This window comes from Embleya sp. NPDC001921, assembly GCF_053594475.1.
Genome location: NZ_JBSFEO010000028.1, coordinates 58,922 through 83,785 on the forward strand (window position 1 = coordinate 58,922; position 24,864 = coordinate 83,785).

The 24,864-nt window shown below is 71.9% G+C and carries 21 protein-coding genes, 2 tRNA genes and 2 pseudogenes; 12 read left to right on the forward strand and 13 right to left on the reverse strand.

Features of this window, described 5'->3' with window-relative positions; genetic code table 11:
• Positions 1–7: 7 nt before the first annotated feature.
• Genes ACWCPW_RS29360 through ACWCPW_RS29370 form a run of 3 tightly spaced genes read right to left on the reverse strand, consistent with a single transcriptional unit; the run spans position 8 to position 4,738 of the window.
• Positions 8–1,282: a hypothetical protein gene (locus tag ACWCPW_RS29360; protein ID WP_449764601.1), complete on the reverse strand. Its 1,275-nt coding sequence runs from the start codon at positions 1,280–1,282 to the stop codon at positions 8–10.
• A complete protein-coding gene (locus ACWCPW_RS29365; RefSeq protein WP_449764602.1) occupies positions 1,275–3,344 on the reverse strand; it encodes an AAA family ATPase in 2,070 nt (689 codons plus the stop codon). Before ACWCPW_RS29365 ends, ACWCPW_RS29360 begins: the two co-directional genes overlap by 8 nt.
• 44 nt (positions 3,345–3,388) lie before the next feature.
• Positions 3,389–4,738, reverse strand: coding sequence for a hypothetical protein (locus tag ACWCPW_RS29370; RefSeq protein ID WP_449764603.1), 1,350 nt, complete (start codon positions 4,736–4,738; stop codon positions 3,389–3,391).
• A 206-nt stretch (positions 4,739–4,944) separates the two neighbouring features.
• Between ACWCPW_RS29370 and ACWCPW_RS29375 the strand changes: the two genes are divergently transcribed.
• A tRNA-Lys gene (locus ACWCPW_RS29375) sits at positions 4,945–5,018 on the forward strand.
• 187 nt (positions 5,019–5,205) lie between these two features.
• Here ACWCPW_RS29375 and ACWCPW_RS29380 read toward each other — a convergent pair.
• Positions 5,206–5,424: a hypothetical protein gene (locus ACWCPW_RS29380; RefSeq protein ID WP_449764683.1), complete on the reverse strand. Its 219-nt coding sequence runs from the start codon at positions 5,422–5,424 to the stop codon at positions 5,206–5,208.
• A 30-nt stretch (positions 5,425–5,454) separates the two neighbouring features.
• Positions 5,455–5,863: pseudogene (locus ACWCPW_RS29385) on the reverse strand (polysaccharide deacetylase family protein); the annotation flags it as partial.
• A gap of 42 nt (positions 5,864–5,905) precedes the next feature.
• Between ACWCPW_RS29385 and ACWCPW_RS29390 the strand changes: the two are divergent.
• From ACWCPW_RS29390 to ACWCPW_RS29400, 3 genes and pseudogenes are all read left to right on the forward strand, one after another.
• Complete coding sequence (locus ACWCPW_RS29390) at positions 5,906–6,478, forward strand: hypothetical protein (protein WP_449764604.1); 573 nt, start codon at positions 5,906–5,908, stop codon at positions 6,476–6,478.
• Positions 6,475–7,112, forward strand: a pseudogene (locus tag ACWCPW_RS29395) (response regulator transcription factor); the annotation flags it as partial. The gene ACWCPW_RS29390 and the pseudogene ACWCPW_RS29395, both read left to right, overlap by 4 nt.
• Before the next feature lie 292 nt (positions 7,113–7,404).
• Positions 7,405–7,992, forward strand: coding sequence for a nucleotidyltransferase family protein (locus ACWCPW_RS29400; RefSeq protein ID WP_449764605.1), 588 nt, complete (start codon positions 7,405–7,407; stop codon positions 7,990–7,992).
• 60 nt (positions 7,993–8,052) lie between these two features.
• Here ACWCPW_RS29400 and ACWCPW_RS29405 read toward each other — a convergent pair whose 3' ends face one another.
• Positions 8,053–8,583 (reverse strand): cell division protein SepF, encoded by a 531-nt coding sequence (locus ACWCPW_RS29405; RefSeq protein ID WP_449764606.1) that lies wholly within the window; start codon positions 8,581–8,583, stop codon positions 8,053–8,055.
• A 669-nt stretch (positions 8,584–9,252) separates the two neighbouring features.
• Between ACWCPW_RS29405 and ACWCPW_RS29410 the strand changes: the two genes are divergently transcribed.
• From ACWCPW_RS29410 to ACWCPW_RS29425, 4 genes are all read left to right on the forward strand, one after another.
• Positions 9,253–9,999 (forward strand): hypothetical protein, encoded by a 747-nt coding sequence (locus ACWCPW_RS29410; protein ID WP_449764607.1) that lies wholly within the window; start codon positions 9,253–9,255, stop codon positions 9,997–9,999.
• A 65-nt stretch (positions 10,000–10,064) separates the two neighbouring features.
• On the forward strand, positions 10,065–12,641 hold the full coding sequence (locus tag ACWCPW_RS29415) for a serine/threonine-protein kinase (RefSeq protein ID WP_449764608.1): 2,577 nt from the start codon (positions 10,065–10,067) through the stop codon (positions 12,639–12,641).
• Positions 12,642–12,876: 235 nt separating this feature from the next.
• Entirely contained in the window at positions 12,877–13,317 is a 441-nt protein-coding gene (locus ACWCPW_RS29420; RefSeq protein WP_449764609.1) for a DUF6325 family protein, read from the forward strand.
• A 205-nt stretch (positions 13,318–13,522) separates the two neighbouring features.
• Positions 13,523–13,984 carry a hypothetical protein gene (locus tag ACWCPW_RS29425; RefSeq protein ID WP_449764610.1) on the forward strand — a complete coding sequence of 154 codons (462 nt, stop codon included), beginning with the start codon at positions 13,523–13,525 and terminating at the stop codon, positions 13,982–13,984.
• A gap of 112 nt (positions 13,985–14,096) precedes the next feature.
• Here ACWCPW_RS29425 and ACWCPW_RS29430 read toward each other — a convergent pair whose 3' ends face one another.
• The gene (locus ACWCPW_RS29430) at positions 14,097–14,423 is read right to left on the reverse strand and encodes a rhodanese-like domain-containing protein (protein WP_449764611.1); all 327 of its coding nucleotides are present in this window, start codon (positions 14,421–14,423) and stop codon (positions 14,097–14,099) included.
• Positions 14,424–14,457: 34 nt separating this feature from the next.
• Here ACWCPW_RS29430 and ACWCPW_RS29435 point away from each other — a divergent pair, with 34 nt between their 5' ends.
• Positions 14,458–15,090 (forward strand): TetR/AcrR family transcriptional regulator, encoded by a 633-nt coding sequence (locus tag ACWCPW_RS29435; RefSeq protein ID WP_449764612.1) that lies wholly within the window; start codon positions 14,458–14,460, stop codon positions 15,088–15,090.
• A 50-nt stretch (positions 15,091–15,140) separates the two neighbouring features.
• Here the strand turns inward: ACWCPW_RS29435 and ACWCPW_RS29440 are convergent, their stop codons facing one another.
• On the reverse strand, positions 15,141–15,800 hold the full coding sequence (locus ACWCPW_RS29440) for a hypothetical protein (protein WP_449764613.1): 660 nt from the start codon (positions 15,798–15,800) through the stop codon (positions 15,141–15,143).
• 295 nt (positions 15,801–16,095) lie between these two features.
• Between ACWCPW_RS29440 and gndA the strand changes: the two genes are divergently transcribed.
• Positions 16,096–17,532 carry an NADP-dependent phosphogluconate dehydrogenase gene (gndA, locus tag ACWCPW_RS29445; protein WP_449764614.1) on the forward strand — a complete coding sequence of 479 codons (1,437 nt, stop codon included), beginning with the start codon at positions 16,096–16,098 and terminating at the stop codon, positions 17,530–17,532.
• Between the two features lie 121 nt (positions 17,533–17,653).
• Here gndA and ACWCPW_RS29450 read toward each other — a convergent pair whose 3' ends face one another.
• From ACWCPW_RS29450 to ACWCPW_RS29460, 3 genes are all read right to left on the reverse strand, one after another.
• Positions 17,654–18,145 (reverse strand): hypothetical protein, encoded by a 492-nt coding sequence (locus ACWCPW_RS29450; RefSeq protein WP_449764615.1) that lies wholly within the window; start codon positions 18,143–18,145, stop codon positions 17,654–17,656.
• Positions 18,146–18,308: 163 nt separating this feature from the next.
• Positions 18,309–18,392, reverse strand: a tRNA-Leu gene (locus tag ACWCPW_RS29455).
• Between the two features lie 214 nt (positions 18,393–18,606).
• The gene (locus ACWCPW_RS29460; RefSeq protein ID WP_449764616.1) at positions 18,607–19,197 is read right to left on the reverse strand and encodes a TetR/AcrR family transcriptional regulator; all 591 of its coding nucleotides are present in this window, start codon (positions 19,195–19,197) and stop codon (positions 18,607–18,609) included.
• Between the two features lie 243 nt (positions 19,198–19,440).
• Here ACWCPW_RS29460 and ACWCPW_RS29465 point away from each other — a divergent pair, with 243 nt between their 5' ends.
• Together ACWCPW_RS29465 and ACWCPW_RS29470 are read left to right on the forward strand one after the other, a co-directional pair.
• Complete coding sequence (locus tag ACWCPW_RS29465; RefSeq protein WP_449764617.1) at positions 19,441–20,889, forward strand: purine-cytosine permease family protein; 1,449 nt, start codon at positions 19,441–19,443, stop codon at positions 20,887–20,889.
• A gap of 68 nt (positions 20,890–20,957) precedes the next feature.
• Complete coding sequence (locus ACWCPW_RS29470; protein ID WP_449764618.1) at positions 20,958–22,601, forward strand: amidohydrolase; 1,644 nt, start codon at positions 20,958–20,960, stop codon at positions 22,599–22,601.
• A 15-nt stretch (positions 22,602–22,616) separates the two neighbouring features.
• Here ACWCPW_RS29470 and proP read toward each other — a convergent pair whose 3' ends face one another.
• Together proP and bcp are read right to left on the reverse strand one after the other, a co-directional pair.
• The gene (gene proP / locus ACWCPW_RS29475) at positions 22,617–24,065 is read right to left on the reverse strand and encodes a glycine betaine/L-proline transporter ProP (RefSeq protein ID WP_449764619.1); all 1,449 of its coding nucleotides are present in this window, start codon (positions 24,063–24,065) and stop codon (positions 22,617–22,619) included.
• 103 nt (positions 24,066–24,168) lie between these two features.
• A complete protein-coding gene (bcp, locus tag ACWCPW_RS29480; protein ID WP_449764620.1) occupies positions 24,169–24,645 on the reverse strand; it encodes a thioredoxin-dependent thiol peroxidase in 477 nt (158 codons plus the stop codon).
• Positions 24,646–24,864: the final 219 nt, after the last annotated feature.

Genomic DNA, 24,864 nt, shown 5'->3' on the forward strand with positions numbered 1-24,864 from the left:
GGGGCGCTCAACTCCATTCGGGCCCGCGCGCCGAGGCCAGGGACAGCACGACCCCTCGGAGCGCGTTGGCGATGTCGGGATGGTTCGCGTCCGGATCGGCGGCCACCTCGTCCGCGAGCCGGCGGGCGGTGGCCAGGTCGTCGGGCGAGACGGTGTCCAGGTTGATCAACACCCGTGCCATGAACAGCCGTCCCCACGGCCCCGGCGCGGACATCGCCAGCGCCCGGCGCAGCGCGTCGCGAACGTGACCGTCCGGCAAACCCTGGCGCTGCCGGGCGGTGGCGGCCAGCGCCCACTCCTCGGCGGCGAGCTGTTCCACGTCGCGGTACATGCTCTTGACCGCGAGATCGCGGTCCAGTTCGAGCGCGCGCAGCAGGTGCCGACCCGAGCGCAGCGCGGCCTGTTCGAGGGTGGCGGGTTCGGTGGCCGGGCCGGATTCGAGCTCGCGCACCACGATCCCGCGCCAGTACTCGTGCCGGGCCAGCTCGACCGCGAACGAGCCCTCGGGCGTGCCCACCTCGTCCCAGGCCGGGAGCACCAGTCGGGCCACCCGCTCGACCAGCGCCTCGATCTTGCGCGCCCAGCCGGGCGCGGCGACCACGATCTCGATGTGCCGCCGGGTCGCGTACAGCAGGGCCCGGGCCAGTCCGAGGTTGCCGGGGTCCACCGCGAGCCAGGAGGCGAGCTGTTCGACCACGTCGTCGAAACGGCCCTCCTCGACGTCCCGGGACACCTCGGCCAACACCTCGCGCACCAGGTCGCCCCGGGCGCCGAGGATCGCCGAGCGCGGGAAGCCGGACTCGCGGACCAGGTCCAGGTGTGCCCGCGCGCGCAGCGGATCGCCGACCCGGTGCTCGGCGGCCAGCGTCAGATGCGGCGCGAGCAGATCCCGGGGCAGCCGCTCGCGCACCTCCTGCACGGTCCCGGCCGGGACCGGCGTCCCGCCGACCGTCTCCAGGTGCTCGTGCATCCGGTCCCAGAACGCGCTGTCGTGGTAGAGCTCGGCCCAGTGCGCCAACGCCCGTTTCCAGTACGGGAAAGCCGCCTCGTGGTCGGCGGCCAGTTCGAGGTCGTAGGCGCGCGCGTGCAGCGCGACCGCGAGGTGGTGGGTGCGCCACGAGCCGCCGCCGGCGGTCCACAACTCCTCGGCCCGCGCGCTCCACGGCTGCGCGTCGGCCCCGCCGCCCAGGCTCTCGTACGCCTCGCCGTCCACCGCGTCGGCGTCGGCGCCGTATTCGCGCAGCCGGGCGGCGAACGCGCGCAGCGTCGCCCGGTCAGTCATCGTCGCTCCCCACCGCGAGCGTGTCCGCCACGACGCGGACCCGGACCGAGGTGACCGGCCTGCCGGCCGCGTCGCCCTCGTCGAGCAGTCGCAGGATGCCCGGCACGACCGCGTTGACGCAGCGGTTGACGCCGCGTGCGGCCTCCTCCGGTCGGCCGCGCCAGGCCACGGTGGCGATGTGGTCGGCGGCCTCGTCGGTCCAGGCCAGTTCGACGCCCAGTTGCTCGCGCAGCCGCGCGGCCAGCCGGGCCAGGCCGTTCTCGGCGATGCCGCGCAGTTCGGTGGGGCCGAACGGCGAGTACAGGATCACCTCGTCCACCCGGTTGAGGAACTCGGGCCGGAAGAAGCCCTCCATGGTGCGCCGCAGCCGGGCGCTCGCGGCGCTGCCGCCGGTCGAGCCCTCGGCCAGGATCGAGCCGATCAGGTTCTCCACACTGTCCACGTCGTCCTCGACCGCCTCGGCCGCCGAGTGGGTCGCGCCCAGGTTGGTGGTCAGGATCACCACCGCGTCGTGCGCCTCGCGGACCGGGCCCGCCGGATCGCTGATCCGACCCTCGTCGAGCAGTCGCAGCAGCGCGTCGAGCACCCGCGCGTCGGCCTTCTCCACCTCGTCGAACAGGAAGACCCGGCGCGGGTTGTCGCGCAGTCCGTTGGTCAACTTGCCCTCGCCGAACCCGACATAGCCGGGCGGCGCGCCGATGAAGTTGTTGATCGACTCGCGCGCGCTGAACTGGCCCATCTCGAAGACCAGTACGTCCTCCTCCGAGCCGTAGACGACCTGCGCGAGCAGGCGCGCGGTCATCGTCTTGCCCGAACCGCTGGGCCCGCACAGCAGCAGCGCGGCGCGCGGCCGGTCGTCCGGCCGAAAGCCCCGGGTCAGCGAGCGCTTGATCAGCTCGATGTGGAAGGCCAGCCGCTCGACCACGCTCTCCTGGCCGATCAGCCGGGATCGCACCCAGCGCACCGCCTCCTCCGGGGAGAGCGGTTCGGCGGTCCGGCTCGGCTCGGGCTCGGCCGGCTCGCGGTAGTAGGTGTCGGCGAATCGGCGCAGCCGGTCCAGGTCCAGACCGATGTCGCGGAAGAAGCCGGCCGCCAGGCCGCTGGGGGTATCCAGGAGCGCGGCGAGCAGGTCGCGTTCGGTGATCGGGGTGCCCGCGTCGGGATCGGCGCCCGGTTCGCCGCCCGGGCCGGCTCCGGTCGCGGCGAAGGTCGCCGCCCGGCGCAGGGTCGACCGCAGCGACTCGTCCGGCTCGGCCGGGCCGGCGCCCGCCGCGCCGTGACCTCGGGTGCCGGCGAGGGTGATGGTCTGTTCGCGCAGCGCCCGTACGTCGCGACGCAGGAACAGGAAGGCCTGTTCGAGCAGGCCGCCCGGGGTGGTGGCCAGCGCGTGCAGGAGCATCGCGATGCCGTACCGCTCGTGGCCGAGGCCGGCCGCCTCGGTCGCCATCATCGCGAGCACGCGGCGGGCGCCGGGACCGAACGCGGCGGGATCGATCGACCCGTCGGGCCGGAACACCTCGACCACCCGGCGCGGTGTGGCCACCTCGGCCCGCCACGCGGCCAGGTCGACCCGGCCGTAGCCGACGAGCAGGTCCACCGCGCCCACCTCCAGGCGGGGCAACAGCTCGGCGAGCAGGGCCCGTTCGTCGATGAGCCCGGCGTCGGCGGCGGCCGTGAAGGCGGCGCGCAGGTCGGCGGTGACCGGCAGGCCGCCGAGCGCGCCGGCCGGGGCCAGGCCGTCGCGGCCCGGATCGAAACCGGCTCGGTCGGCGACGAGGGCTCCGGCGGACCCGCCGCCGGACCCGCCGCTTGCTCCACCACCGAGCCCGCCGGAGCCGAGCAGGCCGGCCGCGAGCACGTCGGGCGGGATGCCCTGGCGGTCGAACAGCCCCGCGGCTCGCCCGCCGTCGATCCGGGCCAGCGCGATCAGCGCGTGCGCGACCTCGACGGTGTCCGCGCCCAGTTCGCGCGTCACCGCCGCGGCGGTGCCGAACCGACGCGTGGCCGCGAGCAGGCCGCTGTCGAACACCCGCTCCGGCACCCCCAGGATGTCCGTGTCCACGTCGTCTTCTCCCCCGCCTCGCCGGCCGTCCACGTCGCGTCGGTTCACGCCTCGTCGCCGCCGGTCAGCAGTCGCTCGGCCAACTCCGCCCGAGCCCGGGCCGACTCCGGTCGGCCCGCGCCCAGGGCCCGCACGCCCAGGGCCAGTATTCGGTACGCGGCGGCCGTCGAGACGGCCCGGCCCAGCCGTCCGGCGCGCAGTTCCGGCGGCAGCGACTCGACGAGCGCGGCGGCCAGTTCGGGGTCGACGCGGGTGACCCGGTGCAGCACCAGGCCCGGGCCCAGTGGCGTACGCCGCGACCAGGCCGCGCCGTACCGCTCGAACAGGTCGCGCGCGGCGCCGGCCACCATCGCGTCGTGGTCCTCCAGCGCGCCGAGCAACAGCCGGACGGGCCAGGTGTCCGGGTGCGGCCGGCCGGCGGCGCCGCCGGCCTTCGCGCCTCCGGCCGCGGCCCGGGCGTCGGCGTCGGCCTCGGCGTCGGGCAGACCGCGCCGCAGCAGCCGTACCGCACCCATGTCGTCGCCGCGCTCCAGCAGTTCGACCGCCTCGGTGAACAGCGCCGCCGCCGAGCCGGGCCGGGCGCCGGCGGCCGGCCCGCCGTCCCGGGCCGCGACGGCGGCGCGGTGCAACTCGCGGTACTCCGCGTGGTCGGGGTCCAGCATCGCCGCCTCGTACAGGAACCGGACCGCGCGCGCCGGGTCGCCGGCGGACAGCTCGCGGTGTCCCTCGACGGCGAGCCGGTGGGCCAGCCGCGGCGCCGCGGCGGCGTAGCCCTGCTCGAAGGCGAGCCGGTAGCAGGTGCGCGCCTCGGCGTCGTCGCCGCGCGCCGCGGCCCGATCGCCCAGCACGCACGCCCAGTCGCCGCGCCCGGTCGGCGCACCGGGCGGCGCGACCACCGGCAGCAGCCGCCACAGGTCGTGGTCGGGGTGTCGCGAGGGCTGCTCGAAGCGCTCCTCCAGGCGTTCCAGCACGCGCGTGGTCGCCGCGACCCGCCAGTGCCGGACCGGCGCGCGCGGGTCCAGGCCGCCGAGTACGTCCAGGAGTGCCCGCTCCAGCGGGCGCGGGCCGTTCGCCAACGCCCGCTCCAGCGTGTTCCAGGTCTCGGTGAAGCCGTCGCCCGGCTGGACCACCCACCAGCGCAGCACCGCGTCCACCGCGCGCGGATAGCGACCCTGCGGGTCGCGCCCGAGCACCTCCGCGAGCATGCGCGCGGCGGTCTCCGGCTGCTGTGCGGCCACCGCCTCGACCTGACTCTCGATCAGGCCCCGGTTGCGGGCCACCTCGGCATCGGAGGCGTTGGCCAGAAAGTCGCGCATCGCGACGAGTCGAGGCTCCACCCCGCCCTCCCGATGCGTGGCCGTCCGGAACGCCCGTACCGCCCCGGCATCCGACATGGCGTCTCCCCCGCGAGCACGACCAGCCCGACGGCACCGGTCGCGACGACGTACAAGCAGCACGGTACTCGGCCACACCAACACCAGGGAGCGCACCCGGCGAACCCGTCCCCGTAACGTGATCGTCACCGGCGGTGAGACCCCTCGCACCGGGAAACCCGGGTGAGAACGGTCCCGAACATCGGGTAGTATTTCTCTCGCAGCAAGCGCCGCTAGCTCAGTTGGTTAGAGCAGCTGACTCTTAATCAGCGGGTCCGGGGTTCGAGTCCCTGGCGGCGCACAGCGGCAACACCGGGAAGGGCCCGTCGATTTCGGCGGGCCCTTCCCGCCGTCCACCCCCTCGGGAGCCCCCGACCCGCGGCCGGCTCCGCCCGACGCGCAGCCGATCCGCCCCTTCCGGATCGGCTCCCGGGCACGCGAGCGGGCGGCCGGGACAGGACCCGTGTTCGAATCGGCCCGGCCTCGGCCTACTCGAGGTAGTCCTCCAGCAGGGCCGGGGTGAGGCCGGCCGCGCGGGTCTGGTCGATGAAGGACTGGATGTCCTCCTTGAATTCCTCGCGGAAGTGGATGAGGACGATGTCGCCCGGGCGGAGCTTGTCGCCGACGGCGAATTGCATCCGACCCTTTTGGATCTCGGCGCTCCTGTGCACGACGTGCGCGACGCCGCAATCGCCGGCCGCGCGCATGGTGTTCTCGTCGTGGTTTCCGTACGGCGGGCGCAGCAGCGTCGGGCGCTTGCCGAATTCGCGATCATAGGCGTCGGACGTACCGCAGATCCGGCTCTTTCGCGTGTCGTACGGCTTGCCCTGGAGATTGGGGTGGTCGAGCGTGGTTCTCGATCGCGGTGCCGGTCTCGTCGCGCATCCGCCGGAAGAACCCCGGGTCCTGCTTCGCGTATTGATCGGTCAGGAACAACGTCGGTGTGATCCCGGCCTCGCGCAGCACCCGGATCATCTCCGGGTCCTTGTACGCGCCGTCGTCGATGGTCAGGAACGCGACCTCGTCCCCCGTCGATATTCGGTACACCGGCTTCTCCGGCAGCGGTCGCGGGATCGGCTTCGCGGCGGTCCGCGCGGTCGGCGGCGGGGTCTTGGCCGCGTCGTGGTTGCGGTCGCCGTCGGTCATCCGTAGATCGTGTAACAGGGGTCGACGGGTAGGATCGGGCGGATGTCGGTGAAACGTGGCGTTCCACTGGTTGTGTTGCTGTTTGCCCTGATCACCGGGTGCGCGGTGGACTCCGGCGTGCGGGTCGCGGGCAAGCCCGACCCGGTCGGGACACCGCTCGCGCCGGCTCCGTCCGGGACCGGTCCGAGTATCGATCCGGTGCGGGTCCTGCGCGAGGACTCGGGGGTGGGCGTCAAGATCAAGGCGGCCCTGACGCCGTCCTGCGGCACCTCCTCCCCGGTGGCCGCGCAGTACCTGAACGCGCCCGGGACGAGTGGCGCGCCGGTACCGATCGCGGTGGTGTCGGTGTTCCCGTGCGGCGCCGAGACCTGCACGGTGCGTCGAGATGTCGCCGCCTACGTGTACCGGCTCTTCGAGGACGGGCACACCGAGCGGGTGTTCGATTCGGAACAGCCCGGCAGCCGGATCGAGATCGGCAAGCAGATGTTGGTGCTCCAGTTGCCGGCGTATCAGGCGAACGAGCCCGCGCTCTGCCCGTTCGGCGAGCGCGGGGTCGGATTGCGCTGGGACGGCTCGGAGTTCGTCGAAGACGTCGATGGAAAGGCTGTGTCGTGAGCAAACCGCACGTGCTCCTGGTGGAGGACGACGAGGTCATCCGCGAGGCGACCCGGCTCAATCCGGAACGCGACGGCTCCGGGTGGGCACGGCCGCCGACGGCGAGGCCGGTCTCGCCGCGTTCCGGGCCGAGCGGCCCGACCTCGCGCTGCTGGACGTGATGTCGCCGCGGATGAACGGGATCAGCCTGTGCCGACGGATCCGGGCGGAGAGCCTGATCCCGGTGATCATGGTGTCCGCGCGGGACGACCCGATCGACATCGTGGTCGACCTGGAGGCGGGCGCCGACGACTGCGTCACCAAACCGTTCGACACCGTGGTCCCGCCGGCCCGGATCCGGGCGCTGCTGCGCCGCGCCCAGCGCACCGCCGGCCCGGGCGAGGACCCGGGACCGCTGCGGTTCGGAGATCTGGAGATCGACCCGGACGGCGTCCAGGTGCGCCGGGCCGGCCGGGTGCCGGCGCTGACCCCGACCGAGATGAAGCTGCTGCTGCGGTTCGCCGAGTCGCCGGGCACGGTGCTCGGTCGGGACACCCTGCTCGAAGGCGTATGGGAGTACGCGTGGGGCGGGGACACCCGCGTGGTGGACGTACACGTGCAGCGGCTGCGCGACAAGATCGGCGCGCACCGGATCGTCGCCCGGCTGGACACCGCGACCCGGCGCGCGGATCTGACCGAGGTGCCGCTGGGCACGTTCGCGGTGCGCCGCGTGGCGGCGATCGCGCCCACGGCCGGAATCGGGCGGGGCGCTCGCGGAACTGACGCTGCGTTCGGGGATTCGTAGGGTGTGCCCGCCCGCTCCGCCCGTGGCCGATGGTGCGGAGGTTGCGCGTCTCCCGCGCACCGGGGCCGCGCGCTCCGGTCTCGCGACCATGCGTCGGGGCCGTTCGGTGGTGTCGGGTGCGGACGAAAGGCAGGAGTATTCCGTGGGTGCTGTGGTCGGGTTGTTGTTGGCGGCCGGTGGTGGGCGGCGGCTCGGGGGGCGGGCCAAGGCGCGGTTGACGCATCGGGGCCGGCCGCTGGTCGAGTTCGGGATCGGCGAGCTGGTGCGCGGCGGGTGTGAGCGGGTCGTCGTGGTGCTCGGCGCCGAGGCCGACGCCGTCCTGGCCGAGGCGGATCTGACCGGCTGTGTCGTGGTGCGCAACGACGACTGGGCGAGCGGTATGGGCTCCTCGCTCGCCGCCGGGGTGGCCGCTGTGCCCACCGACGTCGACGCGGTCGTGGTCACCCTCGTGGACATGCCCGGTGTCGGTGCCCCGGCCGTCGCGCGCCTGATCGCCGCGGCCCGCGGCCCCGAGGACCTGATCGCGGCAAGCTACGCCGGCACCCGCGGCCACCCGGTCCTGTTCGGCCGCGCCTGGTGGCCCGAGCTGGCCCGTACCGCCGAGGGCGACGCCGGCGCCCGGGCCCTGCTGGCCGCGCAGCGCGCCCGGGTACGCCTGATCGAGTGCGCCGACATCGCCGACCCGTACGACATCGACACCCCCGCCGACCTGGACCGGCTCGACCCCTGACGCGCACGGACCCGGGCCGGTGGGGCCCGGGTCCGTGCGCGGCGCCGTGTGCGGCGCGGGTCACGCCTGGTTGAAGAACCCGTCGTGGTTCTGCTGGGACGGATCGCCCGTCAACAGCCGTGCGTCGGCCGGCATCAGCAGGAAGACCCGCTTGGCCAACCGCTCGATCGCGCCGCGCCGACCGAAGGTCAGCCCGGAGGCGAAGTCGACGACCCGCTTGGCGTCCGACTCGTCCATCGCCGTCAGGTCGATCACGACCGGAATGTCCTGCCGGAAGTATTCGCCTATCGCCCTTGCCTCGTGGTAGCTCTTCGGGTGTACGACGGCGATGCGCGTGCTCGGCCGAGCCGGCGTCTCCGTGGCGGCCGCCCGCGCGGCGAACACCTCCGACGCCGGAACCACACTGCCCTCCAGGGCGCGCGAACGCGACTCCTCGGGCTCGTCGTCGTAGACCCAGCGCGACCCCGTGTCGTCGTCCTCCGCGTCGTATGTACCGGTCTCGTAGGCACCCGCGCCGGTGCGGTACAGGTCGTCGTCCACGTCCCCCGAACCGATCCCGAGCCACGAGCCGGCCTTGCGCAATGCGCCCATGGGCACCTCCGCGTCCGCTCGTCCCGGCCCCGTCCGGGCTATCTCGTCATCCTCCACTCGACCGAACTGTATGCGAGTGCCGGGTCTGATGCGTCGAACGACGCGCCTATAAACGGACAGATCATCCAAGCGACCTCGAACGGGCGTACCCAGTGCGGCTTCTGACGCCATTTGAGATCTTTATCCGCGCATTCCGAATCGAACCGCATCGAAATTCCGGCCCGTGCCGTTCGAACACGATAACTCGAACTGGTGTACGAAAGTCGGGAATTCCGCCGGCCGACCGAAGCAAACGCGCAACGATTCGGGCCGGAACCGGACGCGGGCGCGAGCGCGGAAACGAGCGCGGATTCGGACGAGAAAGCGAGCGCGGGGCCGGGAGGGAAGCGGGCGCGGAAGCACACCGGGAACCGCACGCCCCATCGACGCTCTCCGCCTCCCGCGCCCGGTCCGCGGCGCCCGGCCGGGTCCCCGGCCCGCAACGGCGCCCTCCGGTACCCGAACCCCGTTGACCGGCAAGGCCGTTGCCGATCGACGACCGTGCCCGCGCGAGCCCTCGGCACGATCCGTACCCGACCCCGGGAATCCCGCGCGGTCCGCCCCGGCGCACCTCTACCGGTGGACCGGGGGCAGGTCGCACACTCGGATGCGACATCTTCGGAGGTGAGCATGGATTCGCCTTTCCGCATCGTGCGGCCCCCTCGTCCGCTCGAAGAGCCGTATCCCTCGCGGGCCCGCATCAACGAACAGGTGGGCGTCGTCTGGGATTGGGGGATGCGTGAGGATCCCGCGGCGGCCGTCCGGCTCTACCACCACCTCGGCGAGGTCGCGAGCAGGGTGCTCGGCGGCACCGATCGGGACACGCTCAACATCCGCCGGGCGTACGCGCACTTCGTCGGCCAGGACGGCGATCCCCGGCGTGCCGCGCAATTGCTGGCCGGCCTGATCCCGGTCGCCACGGAGCACCTGGGCCCCGGCGACTGGGTCACCCTCGACATGCGGCTGTGCCACGCCCGGTTCACCGGCGAGGGCGGCGAGGCACCGCGCGCGGTCGCGTTCTTCACCCGGATCGTCGCGGACATGACCCGCGCGTTGGGGCCCGAGGCGGAGAGCACGCTGACCGCGCGCAGCTTCCTGGCCCGGTTCACCGGCGAGTCCGGCGATCCGCTCCGGTCCGCCGCGATGTACGGCGCGCTCGCCCTGGACTCGATCCGGATCCTGGGCGCCGACTGCCTGGAATCGCTGGTGGCACGCGCGGGCCACGCGATCAATCGCGGACTCGCGGGCTACCGGGACGAGGCGCTGGCCCTGTACGGCCCGCTGATCGCCGACTTCGTCCGGGTACTCGGCCCCGACCACGCGGAGACCCGACAGACCCAGGTCTGGCAACGGTATTTCCGAGGGGGAAGCGGCTGAATCCGAGCCGAGGGGCGGCGGTTAAGGTGGCCACTCCTGTACGGCCGGAACGGGGAACGGTAAACATGGAAGAACTGCGCGACGGGGATCCGATACGGCTCGGACCGTATCGGCTGCGCGGCCGGTTGGGCGAGGGCGGGATGGGCGAGGTGTTCCTCGGCACGTCTCCGAGCGGGGTGCGGGTCGCGGTCAAGACCGTCCGTCCCGAGTTCGCGACCGACCACGGATTCCGCGACCGGTTCCGCCGTGAGATCGACCTCGCGCGGCGGGTGGACAGCGCGTGGACCGCGCCGATCGCCGAGGCCGACCCGGACGCGCAACCACCGTGGCTGGCCACCGAGTTCCTGACCGGACTGTCGCTGTCCGAGGCGATCAACCGGTACGGCCCGCTGCCCGAGGGCGCGCTGCGCGTCCTGGGCGCCCAGTTGGCCGAGGCGCTGATGGCGGTCCACCGCGCGGGCCTGATCCATCGCGACCTCAAGCCGTCCAACGTCGTCCTGGGCCGCGATCGGCTGCGGGTGATCGACTTCGGCATCTCGCGCGCGGTGGACGAAGGCGGCCAGGGTCTGACCGGGACCGGCCGGGTGGTCGGGTCGCCGGCGTTCATGTCGCCGGAGCAGGCGGGTGGTCGAGCATTGGGACCGGCGAGCGACGTGTTCTCGCTCGGCTCGGTGCTGGTGTTCGCGGCCACCGGGCGGGGTCCGTTCCACCAGGACACACCGGTGCCGCAGTTGCAGATGATGATGCGGGTGCTGCGCGACGAACCGGCGCTGACGGAGGTGCCGGCCGGCGTCCGGGAGCTGCTCGCCGAGTGCCTGGACAAGGACCCGGACCGGCGACCCGCGCCGGCCGCCGTGCTGAATCGCTTCATGGGCGACGACGAGCCGCCGGCCACGACTTCGTGGCTGCCGGCCGCGCTCGCGGCCGAGTTGGAGCGGCGGCATCTGGGAGACCCGGCGGTGCCGCCGAGGCCGGCGGTCTCGTCGGTCGAGCCGACGGGCGAGGTCACCGAGTCGCCGACCCGGGCGCTGGGCATCGGAACGGAGAACGGCGCGGCCGCCGCGCCGACCCGGGCGCAGTCCGCGCCGCCCGCCGGCCGCAAGGCGCCGCCGCCGCTACCGAGCCTGCCGCCGACCGTCGGCATGCCGGAACCCCCGCCCGGGAAACGGGCGTTGGCCCGTCGCGCGTTCCTGTTCGGCGGCGGTGCGCTCGCGGTGGCCGCGGTCGGCGGCGGCGCCGGATGGCTGCTGATGGGCGACGAGGCCGATCCGGGCAAGCAGGTGTGGCAGTACGCGGCCGGCGCCGCCGCCGCTTCGTCGCTGAAGGTACAGGGCGATCTCGTCTACCACGTCGCGGACGGCGTGGGTGGCGGCAAGGGCCAGATCACCGCGATCGACGCGGAGTCCGGCAAGCAGGTCTGGCGCAAGGCCACCGCGGGCAACTCGGTGTCCGCACCGCTGACCGCGAAGGACCACGTGTTCGTCGTCTCCTGGACGGTCGACGGTTCGGCGTCGGCGGCGGAGAAGACCCAGCCCTCGATCTGCACGGTGCACGCGTTCGCCCTGGGCGACGGCGAACTGCGCTGGAGCCAGGAGTACGCCGCTCGCTGGGTCAACCTGCCGGCGGCCCTGGACGGCGACGTGCTGTACCTGGGTGTCTCCGAGGAGAACTCGACCTCACCCGATGCCGGTCGGATCGTCGCGATCGACGTGACCAGGAACAAGGAGTTGTGGAAGGCGGAGATGACCGGGGACGCCGGCATGCCGTCGACGCCGGTGTTCACCGGGAGCATGGTGTACGTGTTCGCCCAACCGAGGTACTCCTCGTACCCGTCGGTGATCCGCGCCTACGAACGCAACGGGAACCCGAAGTGGGAGATCCCGTTCAAGGACGCTCCCTGGGGCCGCGACGTGGTGGTGGCCGGCGAGCGGGTGCTGACCGTGGTGACCTCCGGAAGCAGCAGCGGTGTCCACACCTGGCAGCGCTACGCCCGGTACGCGGCCACCGGCGCGCCGGCCTGGGGCCCGATCCCGGTCAAGGGCGGGCAGAGCCGCGGTCTCACCCTCGCCGGCGACATCGTGTACTTCGCCTACGACGGCGCCGACGACACGTCCAGGTCGGGCGTGGTGGCGGTGGATCCGGTGACCGGCGCCGAGATGTGGAAGTACGAGATGGAGGCGCGCAACGTCGGCGAGATCACCCGGGTGGGGGACGTCGTCTATGTGGCGAACCACCCCTCCAAGGCCCAGGCGGGGGTGAAGCCGAGCAGCACCGCGAGCGCGCCGCCCACGGGCGAGCCGCCCACGTCGGTGACCAGGAGCAAGGTCTACGCGCTGAACGCGAGGACCGGCGTGGTCGTGTGGTCGCGCGAGTTGCCGTCCTTCGGCGTACTGGGGACACCGGTCGTGGAGAACGGCAAGGTGTACGTCTCGATGGACGCCACGGCGGCGGACGCCACGGGTGACGATGCCGCGCAGTTGTTCGCGCTGCGGGTGAAGACCGGCGACCCGGCCTGGAAGGTCGTGTTGCCGGCGCCCGTGTCCTCGCGGGTGGTGCTGGCGAAGGGCAACGCCTATCTCGGCCAGTGGCAGCCCTCGAACGCCGCGAGGCCGGCGGCTTCGGTGGTCGCGTACGAGGCGTGAGCCGAGTCGGCGGGTCGGGTCCCCGAGCGATGGTCGCACCGCCTCCACCGTGCCCCGGGGCGGCACCGAGCGACGCATGGACCGCCCCGGTCCGTGACACATGAAAGCGCGCGCAGCGGGAACGGGAACGAGGTTGCGGGCATGTGCCCGTTTCCACCGAAGCACGTGCTCCGCGAGACACCTGCTCCCTCGGACGCGTACTCGGCGGAGCACCTACTCCCCGAGGCGAGGAAGCATGGTCGAGTTGGGACCCGTCGACGCCATCGTGTTGGGCTTTCCGGGCCAACGGCTGACCTCGTCCGTACTGGACGCGTTCGAGGCGGTCGAGGAGCGCGGCGACGTACGGTTGATCGACGCGCTGATCGTGGTCAAGGACGTCTCGGGCGAGGTGACCAGCCACGAGGTGAGCGAGTTCGAGGGGCTGCGCGACATGGCGGCGGAGTTGGCCGCCCGCGAGATGCTGGGCCTGGCCGGGGCCGAGGACGCCGAGCAGATCGGGCAGGTCATGCCGCCCGATTCGCTGGTGGTGGTGCTGTTCGTGGAGAACATCTGGGCCCGTGAGGTGGCCGGTCGAATCCGCGACTCGGGCGGTCGGTTGCTCTCGTACACCCGGTTGCCGCAGTCCGTCCTGGACGATGCGGAAGAGGCGCTGGCGGGTACGTCGGACGGCAGTTGAGGGCGGACGTGGGTCGGTTGGCTTCGGCCGGTGGCGACCGGTGCCGCCTGCATCGACCCCCGTCGGCCTGCGTCGGCCTGCGTCGGCCGTGAGGGAACGACTTGATTTCCAAAGGGTAAAGCCGGGCAAAGTCCGGCAACCCGCCCTACCGGTTGGGCGTCTCCACCGGTGCAAGGGCACAACCCCCAAGCAAGCGGAGGTCGACATGACCACCAAAATTCGCCGTACGGCCGCCATCACCCTGGCCGCCGGACTCCTCGTCACCGCCGGCGCCGCCGCACCGGCTCTCGCCGCCGACGGCTCACCGCCCGGCGAGCAGCAGATCCGAAGGATCGGCGTCGTGGAGAAGGTGACCGCCTTCTACGACCAGTACCTGTCCGCCGTCAACGGCACCAACCCGCACATGAACCCGACCGAGGTCCGGAACGAGTTCCTCACCCCGGAGCTCAACGCGCGCCTGGACGCGTGGGCCGAACAGCACATGGCCGACCCGGTCTTCCGCGCGCAGAACACACCGCAGAGCCGCGACGTGCGCTACGAGGGCAGCGGCGCGGGCAGCGCGTCGGTGGTCGTCACCGAACACTTCGGCGCCTCCACCATCGACGTCTGGTACCGGGTCCCCCTGGCCGGCGGCCGGATCACCGACCTGACCGACACCCCGCAATAGCCACCACACCACGGCCCTGCGGGCACCGCGCACACGGCGGGTCGCCGATCCGAACCACCGTCACGAGGGCGCCTTCGCCGCGGCGAAGGCGCCCTCGTCGTGCGGTGGTGGATCAGGCGGATTCGGTGGGGAGGCCGGCGTCGGTCCAGTCCTCGATGCCTTCGGCGTACTTGCGGACGTTGGTGTAGCCGAGGTGGGTGAGTCGGTCGGCGACCTGGCCGCTGTTCGGGCAGGCGGGGTTGGAGCAGTACGTGACGATCGCGGCGTCGCGGTCGGGCAGCAGGGTCGGGGCCAGCGTGTCGACCTGGTCCCGGACCAGGGCGAGTGCGCCCGGCAAATGCTGCTTGGCCCAGTACTCGCCGCCGAGTGCGTCGACGACGGTCACGCTGCCGGCGTCGATCGCGGCGCGCAGTTCGTCCCGGGTGATCAGTGCGGTCATGGCAACCTCCAAGAAATCGGACTATAGTCCGCTTGTGCCTCACGACATTAACGGACCGCAGTCCGGTTCGGCAATCCCCCTGGATCTGCTCCGTACGCCGCCGCCCAAGGAGCGCGCGGACGCGGCCCGCAACCGCGCCGCCGTACTGGAGGCCGCCGCCCGGCTGTTCGCCGAACAGGGCGTCGCGGCGGTTTCGATGGACCAGGTGGCGGCAGCCGCCGGCGTCGGCAAGGGCACCCTCTTCCGCCGCTTCGGCGACAAGTCCGGCCTGGCCGGCGCACTCCTGGACGCGCGGGAGCGGATCCTGCAGGAGGCGATCCTGCACGGGCCGCCCCCGCTGGGCCCGGGCGCGCCGGCACACGAACGCCTCACCGCGTTCCTCGACACCTACGTCGACTACCTACTCGAACACCTCGACCTGATCCGCATGTCGGAAACCGCCACCCCCGGCGCCCGCTACCGCATCGGCGCCTACCGCTTCTGGCACCGCCACATCACCATCCTGCTCCCGCCGGAGACCGCGGACCCCGACCACACGGCGCACGCCCTCCTGGCCCCTCTCGCCGCCGAACACGTCACCGCGCTCCTCCCGGACCTGGGCCCGGACCGAATCCGCGCGGGCGTACTGCGCCTGGGCGCGGCGGCGATGCACCCGAGGCAGGCCTGAGCCGCCGCCGGCCTCGACGATCCACGACAGCGGCGGGGTCCCGCCCGGGCTCAGGGGCCGACGCCGGCCGTCGCGGTGGTTCGATCGCGCCAGGTCTGCTCGTACGGGATGTGCGTGCCCGGGGTGTGGCCCGCGTCGAGGTGGGCGAGGAGGGCTTCGACGTAGTGGTTCCTGCCGTCCGGGCGCATCGGGCTGATCTTGGCGCCGGAGAATTTGCGGATGACGCTCGGGTCCGCGTCCGTCCACAGGCGGTCGGTGGCGAGGGCGAGGCGGTCGAGGAGGTACTCGAACGTGGCGTGGGAGAACTGGAGTTCCGAGTCGGCCGGAGGTTCGAGGGTGGGGTGGGCGGTGAAGCCGCGAAGCTTGACCAGGGCATCCGACTCCGGGATGTGCTCCCCCGCCTCGGCCGGTTCGAGGTTCTCCAGATGACCCAGCCCGTTGCGCAGCCGCTGCGTGACGCCCTGCTCGGTGCGCTCCGACACGCACCGCCCGACGAGTTCCGCACCGTTGAGGGAGAGGGACGCGGCGGCGAGGTACTGCCCCTGTGCCACCAACAGCCCCGCCGAAGCGATGAATTCGCGCAACACACCGGCCGTGTACAGATACTTGCAACCGTACGGCGGTATCCCGTACCGCGCGGAGACCGGCGCCCAGACCTCGGCCTCACCTCGCGGCAACGCATGCCGGGTACGTCGAATCGATGACCTCATGGCCCCATGGGTACCGGTGGCCGCAACTCCCGGACAACCGGATTTCGCCGACCGCGGCCGGCCGGACGCCCCCCCCACCCCCGATCCCCGGTCTCCGGTGCCCGGTCCCCGACCGGCCGTACGGCCCACAACCGCCGGCGTGTTGTCCGCGGGGGATTAACGCCGGACACGCACGATGTTGTCCCAGTGATCGCATGCGCCGATCACGGATCGGCCCGCGGCCACGACGACCGTCCCGATCCCTCCCCTCCGGACGGACGGACGTCCGGACAGACAGCAGGAGTTGACGAAGAAGATGGCGGAGCGAGCTCGCATCGGTGTGACCGGACTGGCCGTGATGGGCCGCAACCTGGCCCGCAACTTCGCCCGGCACGGGCACACCGTCGCCGTGCACAACCGGACCTCGGCCAAGACCCGCGCGCTGGTCGAGGAGTTCGGCGGCGAGGGCACCTTCCTACCCGCCGACACCGCCGAGGAGTTCGTCGCACTACTCGAGCCGCCCCGGCGGCTGGTGATCATGGTCAAGGCCGGCGCGCCCACCGACGCGGTGATCGACGAGTTCGCCGCCCTCCTGGAACCCGGCGACATGATCGTCGACGGCGGCAACGCCCACTTCGCCGACACCCGCCGCCGCGAGGCCGCACTGCGCGAGCGCGGCATCCATTTCGTCGGCACCGGGATCTCCGGCGGCGAGGAGGGCGCCCTGCTCGGCCCGAGCATCATGCCCGGCGGCTCCCCCGAGTCGTACGCCGCGCTCGGCCCGATCCTGGAGGACATCGCCGCGAAGGTCGACGGCGTACCGTGTTGCGCGCACATGGGCCCGGACGGCGCCGGCCACTTCGTCAAGATGGTGCACAACGGCATCGAGTACGCCGACATGCAGCTCATCGCCGAGGCGTACGACCTGCTCAACCGCGCGCTGGGAATGCAACCCGACCGGATCGCCGAGGTGTTCAAGGCCTGGAACTCCGGTCGGCTGGAGTCCTATCTGATCGAGATCACCGCCGAGGTGCTCGCGCACATCGACGAGGCCACCGGCAGGCCGTTCGTCGACGTGGTCCAGGACCGCGCCGAACAAAAGGGCACCGGCCGCTGGACCGTGCAGACCGCCCTCGACCTGGGAGTTCCGGTCAGCGGTATCGCCGAGGCGGTGTTCGCGCGATCGCTCTCCGGCCACGCCGACCTGCGCGCGGCGGCGCAGGGGCTGCCCGGGCCGACCCGCGGCACGCTCGACGGGGACGACGCCGACCGCTTCGCCGACGATGTCGAACAGGCGCTGTACGCGTCCAAGATCGTGGCGTACGCGCAGGGCATCCACCAGATCCAGGCAGGCAGTGCCGAATACGACTGGTCGATCGACCCGGGTACGGTCGCCGAGATCTGGCGCGGCGGCTGCATCATCCGGGCCCGCTTCCTGAACCGCATCCGCGAGGCGTACGCGGCCGACCGAAAGCCCGACTCGCTGCTGACCGCCGAATACTTCCGCAACGCGATCTCCGGCGCCCAGGACGCGTGGCGCCGGGTGGTGGGCACCGCCGCCGAACTGGGCATCCCCACCCCGGGCTTCGCCGCCGCGCTGTCCTACTACGACGGCCTGCGCTCGCCGCGGCTGCCGGCCGCGCTGATCCAGGGCCAGCGGGACTTCTTCGGCGCGCACACCTACCGCCGGGTGGACCGCGAGGGCTCCTTCCACACCGAGTGGTCCGGCGACCGCAAGGAACACACCGTCTGACCGAAGCCGAAGGCCGCCCCCGGCGGGGACGACACACGTCCCCGCCGACCGGCCGAGCCCGCCTCGCTCCCGGCACCCCTCACGCCCGCCGCCCCGTCATCCCCGCGCCCCCGACACCGCCTCACTCCCAACGCCCCGCCAACAACCGCGTCGTCGCACCCGTCAACACCCCGCGCAACTGCCGCCGCACCGGCGGGGCCAGGTGCCGCAGCCACAGGTGCGCCGCCCGGTCGCCCATCAGCCCCGCACACAGCAGCGGATCCTCGAACAGGAACGCCGGAGCGTGCCAGTTCACGCACACGTCCGGGTCGGGATCCACGGCCGGCACCCGACGGACGCCGACCGCGGCGAGGGCGGTCGCGCAGAGCAGACAACAACCGCTCGCGACCTCGGTGAGCTCGCCCGTCTCCAAAGGCAGTCCGAGCATCCGGGCCTGCTGGAGGCAGTCCATCTCGGCGTGCAGCCCGCGCTTCGGCGAGCCCTCGAAGACCCGGCGGCCGAAGCTCATCACGCAATCCGCGCCGGGCTCGGCCGGCAGCACCCGACCGGAGGTGACGACCCGCCCCTCGGCGACCCGCGCCCACCCGACCCAGTCACCGGCGATCTTCGGCACGATCATCTCCGCGGGGGGCGTCTGCGCCCGGCCGCCGGAAACCTTCGGACAGTACTCGCAGTGCATGGCGCCTCCCCAGGGACGACATGCCGCAAGCTAGCGCGCGCGAGGTCGGGGTCGCCAGCACAAGACCGGCCGAAAATCACCGGAAAATCACCACTTGTGCGGCCGAAGGGACTCGAACCCTCATATCCTCTCGGACGGCAGGACCTAAACCTGCTGCGTCAACCAATTGCGCCACGGCCGCGCGCGGCCGACCCGCGCGACAACGCCCCGAGGTCGACCAGGCTTCATGCTAGTGCCCGCCGCATCGAGCGGCCGGCACATATCCCCCCGCGACCAACCATCCGGCCGAGCCGGAGTCCGAGCCGAGCGCGCGAACCGGCCCCGACCCCCGGTCGATCGCGAGGCGCCCCCGACCGGCCCCGAGCCGTCCCGCGATCCCCCGCAGCGCCCACCCCTCAGCGACGAAGCCGCCCGGTCGCCCGCCGCGCCATCGCCAACGCGCCGTCCCGAGTCGTCCCGCCCAACCCGAGCACCGCCCGCGTACTCAACCCCTCCAACAACGCGAGCAACTCGGAGGCCTCCGCGACCGGGTCGTCGATCACCAGCACGCCCTTGTCCGCGCCCCGGGCCAGGACGGTGACCAGGTCGTCCTGCCATCCCTGGTCGATCTCGTCCTGCGCGGCCCGCAGTTCCGCGTTGCCGGCGGTCCGCGCCCACAGCTCCACCCACAACATCCAGCGCGGATCGCGCGGGCCGGCGGGCAGGTACAGGCCCAGGAACAGATCGAGCTTGCGGTCCGCCGACACCCGGCGCGCGAGCAGTCGCGCGCGCTCCTGGGCCAACCGGTCCTCGCTCCAGCGCAGCGCGGCCAGCAGAAGCTGATCCTTGCTCCCGAAGTAGTACAGGATGTGCCCGCCGCTGGTGCCCAGGCGCTCCGCGAGGCCGGACATGGTCAGCTTGGCCAGGCCGTGCTCGGCGATCGCCGCTATGGCCTCCTCGAGCATCCGGTCCTGGGCGATCCGACCGTCGCTCCGCCTTGTGGCCACCACCGACACCGCCTCTCGACCGCGCGGCCGACCCGCTCGCGCAAGGGCTCGACCCTATCCCGCCGGCGACGTCGACCTTGAACAACAGTCAAATTCCGGTCCGATTCGTCACGAACTCTTGACACCCTCCCGACCCACAGCGCACCTTGAGTGGCGTTCAAAGTTCTTGAATGACATTCAAGCTTCCGGTCCGGCCGGCGCACGCCCTCGAAGCCGAACCGCACACCACGAAGAGGAGGTCCGGTGACCCTGCCCCACAAGGACTCCGCGAGCGACACTCCGAACGCCGCCACGAACACCACCCCGGCCGGGTTCGGCACGGGGGTCGCCTCCGACGAGCTCTTCCAGGTGGAGGTCCACGGGATCGACCCGATTCCGGACGACGAACGCCACGGCAGCGCCAAGGACGTCTTCTGGCTCTGGTTCGGCTCGAACCTGTCCTTCACGTTCGTCATCAACGGCACCCTCGCGGTGATGTTCGGCCTGTCCTTCCGGGCCGCCATCGCCGTGGTCGTGGTCACCGGCCTGGCCTTCTTCGCGGTCGGCGCACTCGGCTTCGCGGGCGTCCGCACCGGCACCGCGACCCTGGTCATCTCGCGCGCCGCGTTCGGCGTACACGGCAACTTCCCGGCCGGCCTGCTCAACTGGGTCGTCGGGATCGGCTACACGATCCTGAACACCGTGGTCGGCACGTTCGCCCTGGAAGGGCTGTTCGGCAAGCTCGGCTGGGCCGGCGGCGACCTCGCCCGGGTGGTCGCGCTCGCGATCACCCTCTCGCTCACGTTCGCCGTCGCGATGTGGGGCCATGCCACCGTGCAGGCCGCCGAGCGCTGGCTGGCCTACGTCCTGGGCATCGGCTTCGGCCTGCTGATCCTGTTCGTCGTACCGGGCCTTAAGACCGGGTCCGCGCCGGAGACCTCGAACAACTTCCACGCGATCTCGCTCGCCGTGCTCGTCCTGGTCGCCGGCCCGATCTCCTACCTGCCGATGCCCTCCGACTACACCCGCTACCTGCCCCGGGACACCTCGCTGCGCTCGATCACCCTGTGGGGCGCGGCCGGCGGCATGCTCTCCTCGGTGCTGCTGGGCGTGGTCGGCGTGGCCGCCGCCACCCAGGCGGACATGACCGACCCGGTGGCCGGCGTCGCCGATCTGGTGCCCGGCTGGTTCGAGGCGCTGTTCCTGCTGCTCGTGGTGGGCGGCTCGATCACCAACTCGATCCTGACCCTGTACTCCTCCAGCCTGAACCTCCAGGTGCTCGGCATTCCGTGGTCGCGCGCCAAGGGCATCCTGGTCAGCACCGCGTTCATCCTGGTCGGCTCGTTGTGGGCGCTGTTCAACGGCAACTTCACCGACAACCTGACCAGCTTCCTGTCCGTGCTCGTGGTGGTGTTCGCACCGTGGGGCGGCGTGTTCATCGCGGACACGCTGATGCGTCGCTGTCGCTACGACGACGCCGGTCTGCACGACATGCGCGGCGGCGCGTACTGGTACACCGGGGGCTTCCATCCCGCCGGGATGATCGCGCTCGCCGCCGGCATCGTCTTCGCGTGCCTGACCGCCGAGTCCGCGCTGTGGACCGGCGCGCTGGTCGAGACCTTCGACGGCGACCTCACGCTGCTCGGCGCGGTCGTCTCCGGCGTCCTGTACTGGGCGCTCGCCCGCCGCGAAGCACAATTCGCCAAGCGCTGACCGCCCGCGCACCGGCACATCCGAAGACCCACCCCGCACCACGTTTCCGCACCACCCCTGGAGTCACCGTGTCCCGCACCGCCGATCTGGTCCTGCGCAACGCCCGCATCCACACCGTCGACCCCGACCTGCCGGAAGCCGAGGCGCTCGCCGTCCGCGCCGGCCGGATCGCCTGGGTGGGTGCGGACGCCGACGCGGCGGCCTGGATCGGCCCGGACACCACCGTGCTCGACGGCGCCGGGCGGCGAGTGCTGCCCGGCTTCGTCGACGCGCACAACCACGTCCGGCTCGGCTCGGACGACGCGTGCGTACAACTGGCCGGCGTGCGCACGCTGACCGGCATCCACGAGCGGATCGCCGCCTGGCTGGCGGCCAACCCGGACGCCGAGTGGATCGAGGCCGAGGCGTTCGACTACTCGGCGATCCCCGACGGCCGGATGCCGCGCGCGAGCGACCTGGACCCGGTCACCGGCGACGTGCCCGCCTTCGTGCTCAGTTACGACGTGCACACCGCGTGGCTGAACAGCGCGGCGATCAAGCGCCTGGGCATCACCCGGGACAGCGACGTCCTGCCGTTCGGTCGGGTGGACAAGGATCCGGAGACGGGCGAGCCGACCGGCTTCGTCAAGGACTTCGCGATCCGCGGGCTCTCCCGCGCGGGGCACCGGGCACTGCGCGAACTGGGCCTGCCGTGGGCCTCGGCGGACCGGCAGTACGGCCGGCTGGCCAAGAGCCTGGACGACGCGATCCGGTTCGGCATCACCACCGTGGTCGAGCCGCAGAACTCGCTCGACGACCTCGCGCTGTACACCCGCGCCCGGCACGAGGGCCGACTGCGCTCGCGCGTCGTGGCGGCGCTGTTCCACCCGCGCGGCACCACCGCCGCGGACCTGGACGAGTTCGCCGAGGCGGCCCGGGCGCACCAGGACGACCGGCTGCGGGTGGGCCCGCTCAAGCTGTACATCGACGACGTGGTCGAACCGCGCACGGCCGCGCTCCTGGAGCCGTACCGCGGCTGCGCGCACCACCGGGGCGAGACGTTCTACCCGGCCGAGGAGTTCGCCGACCTGCTGGCCGAGTTGGACGGCCGAGGCTTCCAGTGCTTCGTGCACGCCACCGGCGACCGGGGCATCCGCACCGTCCTGGACGCGGTCGAGCACGCCCGTACGGTCAACGGCGAACGCGACGCGCGCCACCAGGTCGTGCACGTGGAGTGCCTGGACCCGGCGGACGTCCCGCGCTTCGCCGAACTGGGCGTGGTCGCGTGCATGCAGCCGCGGCACTGCGCACCGGAGATCGCCGGGCCGGGCCAGGACTGGGCCGAGAACGTCGGCGAGGAGCGCTGGCACAAGGCGTGGCCGATGCGGAGCCTGCACGCCGCGGGCGCCGTGCTGGCGCTGTCCAGCGACTGGAACGTGGCCGAGATGGACCCGATGGTGGGCGTGTACACCGCGCTCACCCGGGCGCCGCTGGCCGGCGGCCCGTCCTGGATCCCGACCGAGACGCTCGACATCGAGACCACCGTGCACGGCTACACGATGGGCTCGGCGTACGCGAACTTCCTGGAGCACGAGCGCGGTTCGCTCACCGTCGGCAAGCTCGCCGACTTCGTCGTGCTCTCCCGCGACATCATGAGCGCCGCGCCGGCCGACATCCCCGGCACGGTCTGCGAGATCGTCGCGGTCGGCGGCGAGGTCGTGCACACCGCATAGCGCCGCCGGCCGGGGTCACCGCCGCGCGGCGGTGACCAGTTCCCGAGCCTCCTCGACCGTCTCCACCGCCGGTGGCGAACCCATCAGCGGCTTGCGGGCCGTCTCGGTCATCGCGAGCGCGGCGGCCAGGCCGACGGCCGCCGCGAGCATCATGTAGAAGGCCGGCATGTAGTCGTTGCCCGTCCCGTCGACCAGCGCCTCGGCCACGAACGGGGTGGTGCCGCCGAACAGCGAGACCGAGATGTTGAACGAGACGGACAGCGCCCCGGAGCGGATCTCGGTCGGGAACAGGGCGGGCAACGCGGCGGACATGGTGGCCAGGAAGCAGACCAGGACCAGGCCCAGGATCAGCAGGCCGATGAAGATCGGTACCAGGTCGCCCTGCTTGATCAGCACGAAGCACGGGATCGGCAGCACCATGAAGCCCACGCACCCGGCGATGATCACCGGCTTGCGGCCGATCCGGTCGGTCAGCCCGCCCAGCGGGTGGATCACCGTGAGCAGCACGATCATCACCACGACGATCTGCAGCAGGCCGTGCGTCTCGTCGTAGCCGAGGGTGTCGGAGAGATAGGTCGGCATGTACGACAGCAGCATGTAGTCGTTGATGTTGTACGCCGCGACCAGCGCGATACAGATGACCATCGCCCGCCGTTGGCCGAGGAAGATCCGCTTGAACTCGCGCACCGTCTCGTTCCCGTGCTCGCCCTCCTCCGCTTCCGCCTCGGACGCCGCCGACTGCTCCATCACCTTCGCGAACGCCGGCGACTCCTCCAGCCGCAGCCGCAGGTACAGCCCGATCACCCCGATCGGGCCCGCCACCAGGAACGGGATGCGCCACCCCCACGTGCGCATCTCGTGGTCGCTGAGCACCGCCGTCAGCAGGGTGACCAGGCTCGCCGCCAGGATGTAGCCGATCAGCGTGCCGAACTCCAGGAAGCTGCCGTAGAACCCGCGCCGCTTGTCCGGCGCGTACTCGGCGATGAACGTACTCGCGCCGCCGTACTCGCCGCCCGCCGAGAATCCCTGGAGCATCCGGAACAGGACCAGCAGGATCGGCGCGAGGAAGCCGATCGTGCCGTAGCTGGGGATCAGCCCGATGCACAACGTGCCGCTCGCCATCATCAGCATCGTGATCGCGAGCACCTTCTTGCGCCCGATCCGGTCGCCGAGCGGCCCGAAGAAGAAGCCGCCGAGCGGCCGGACCAGGAAGGCTGCGGCGAAGGTCGCGAACGAGGACAACGTCTGCGCGGTGTCGTTCCCCGCAGGAAAGAACACCTTTCCGATCGTGACCGCCATGTAGGCGTAGATGCCGAAGTCGTACCACTCCATGGCATTGCCGAGCATGGTCGCCTTGACCGCGGTGTCCACGGTCTTGGCGTCGACGACCGTGATGTCTTCCTCGCGCACCTGTCTCCTCGTCCTGGAACCACCCCCGCGCTCCAGGTTGGGGCAGACGGTCACGCGAAAGGGGGCGCGACACAGACTTCCACGCAAAAAGCCCCGATCCACCCGAAGATCGGGCGAATCGGGGCTTGTGGACCCCCGAGCGGAGCGAAGTGTGCCCTCAGGCCGCGTCGAGCTTGAGGTCCTTGATCAGCTTGGCCACGTGGCCGGTCGCGCGAACGTTGTACAGCGCCCGCTCCACCTTGCCGTTCTCGTCCACCACGAAGGTCGAGCGGATCACGCCCTTGACGGTCTTGCCGTACATGGTCTTCTCGCCGAAGGCGCCGTACGCCTCCAGCGTGCTCTTGTCCGGGTCGGCGACCAGCGTCACCGTGAGACTCTCCTTCTCCCGGAACTTGCCGAGCTTCTCCGGCTTGTCCGGCGAGATGCCGACCACGTCGTAGCCCGCGCCCGCGAGCAGGTCCAGGTTGTCGGTGAAGTCGCACGCCTGCTTGGTGCAGCCCGGGGTCAGCGCGGCCGGGTAGAAGTACACGATGACCTTGCGGCCCGCGTAGTCGGACAGCGAGACGTCCTTGCCGTCGGCGTCGGACAGGGTGAAGGCGGGGGCGGTGTCGCCCGCCTGGAGACGGTCGCTCACGAAGAACTCCTCGGATCGCTCGGCAACGTACGCCGCAACGCTAGCGCCGCGCTCGGACCCGTCCGGGTCCGAGCCGCACGGCGCGCACGCGCGTCCCACCGGCGCGCCATTCGTCAACGCGAGGCAAAGAAGCATGCGCGCGCGCCGCTGTTGCCACTATCACCCAATTGCAAGGCTGTTGCAGTTACGGCGCAAGGCCATAAAATCCCACAGCCGAAT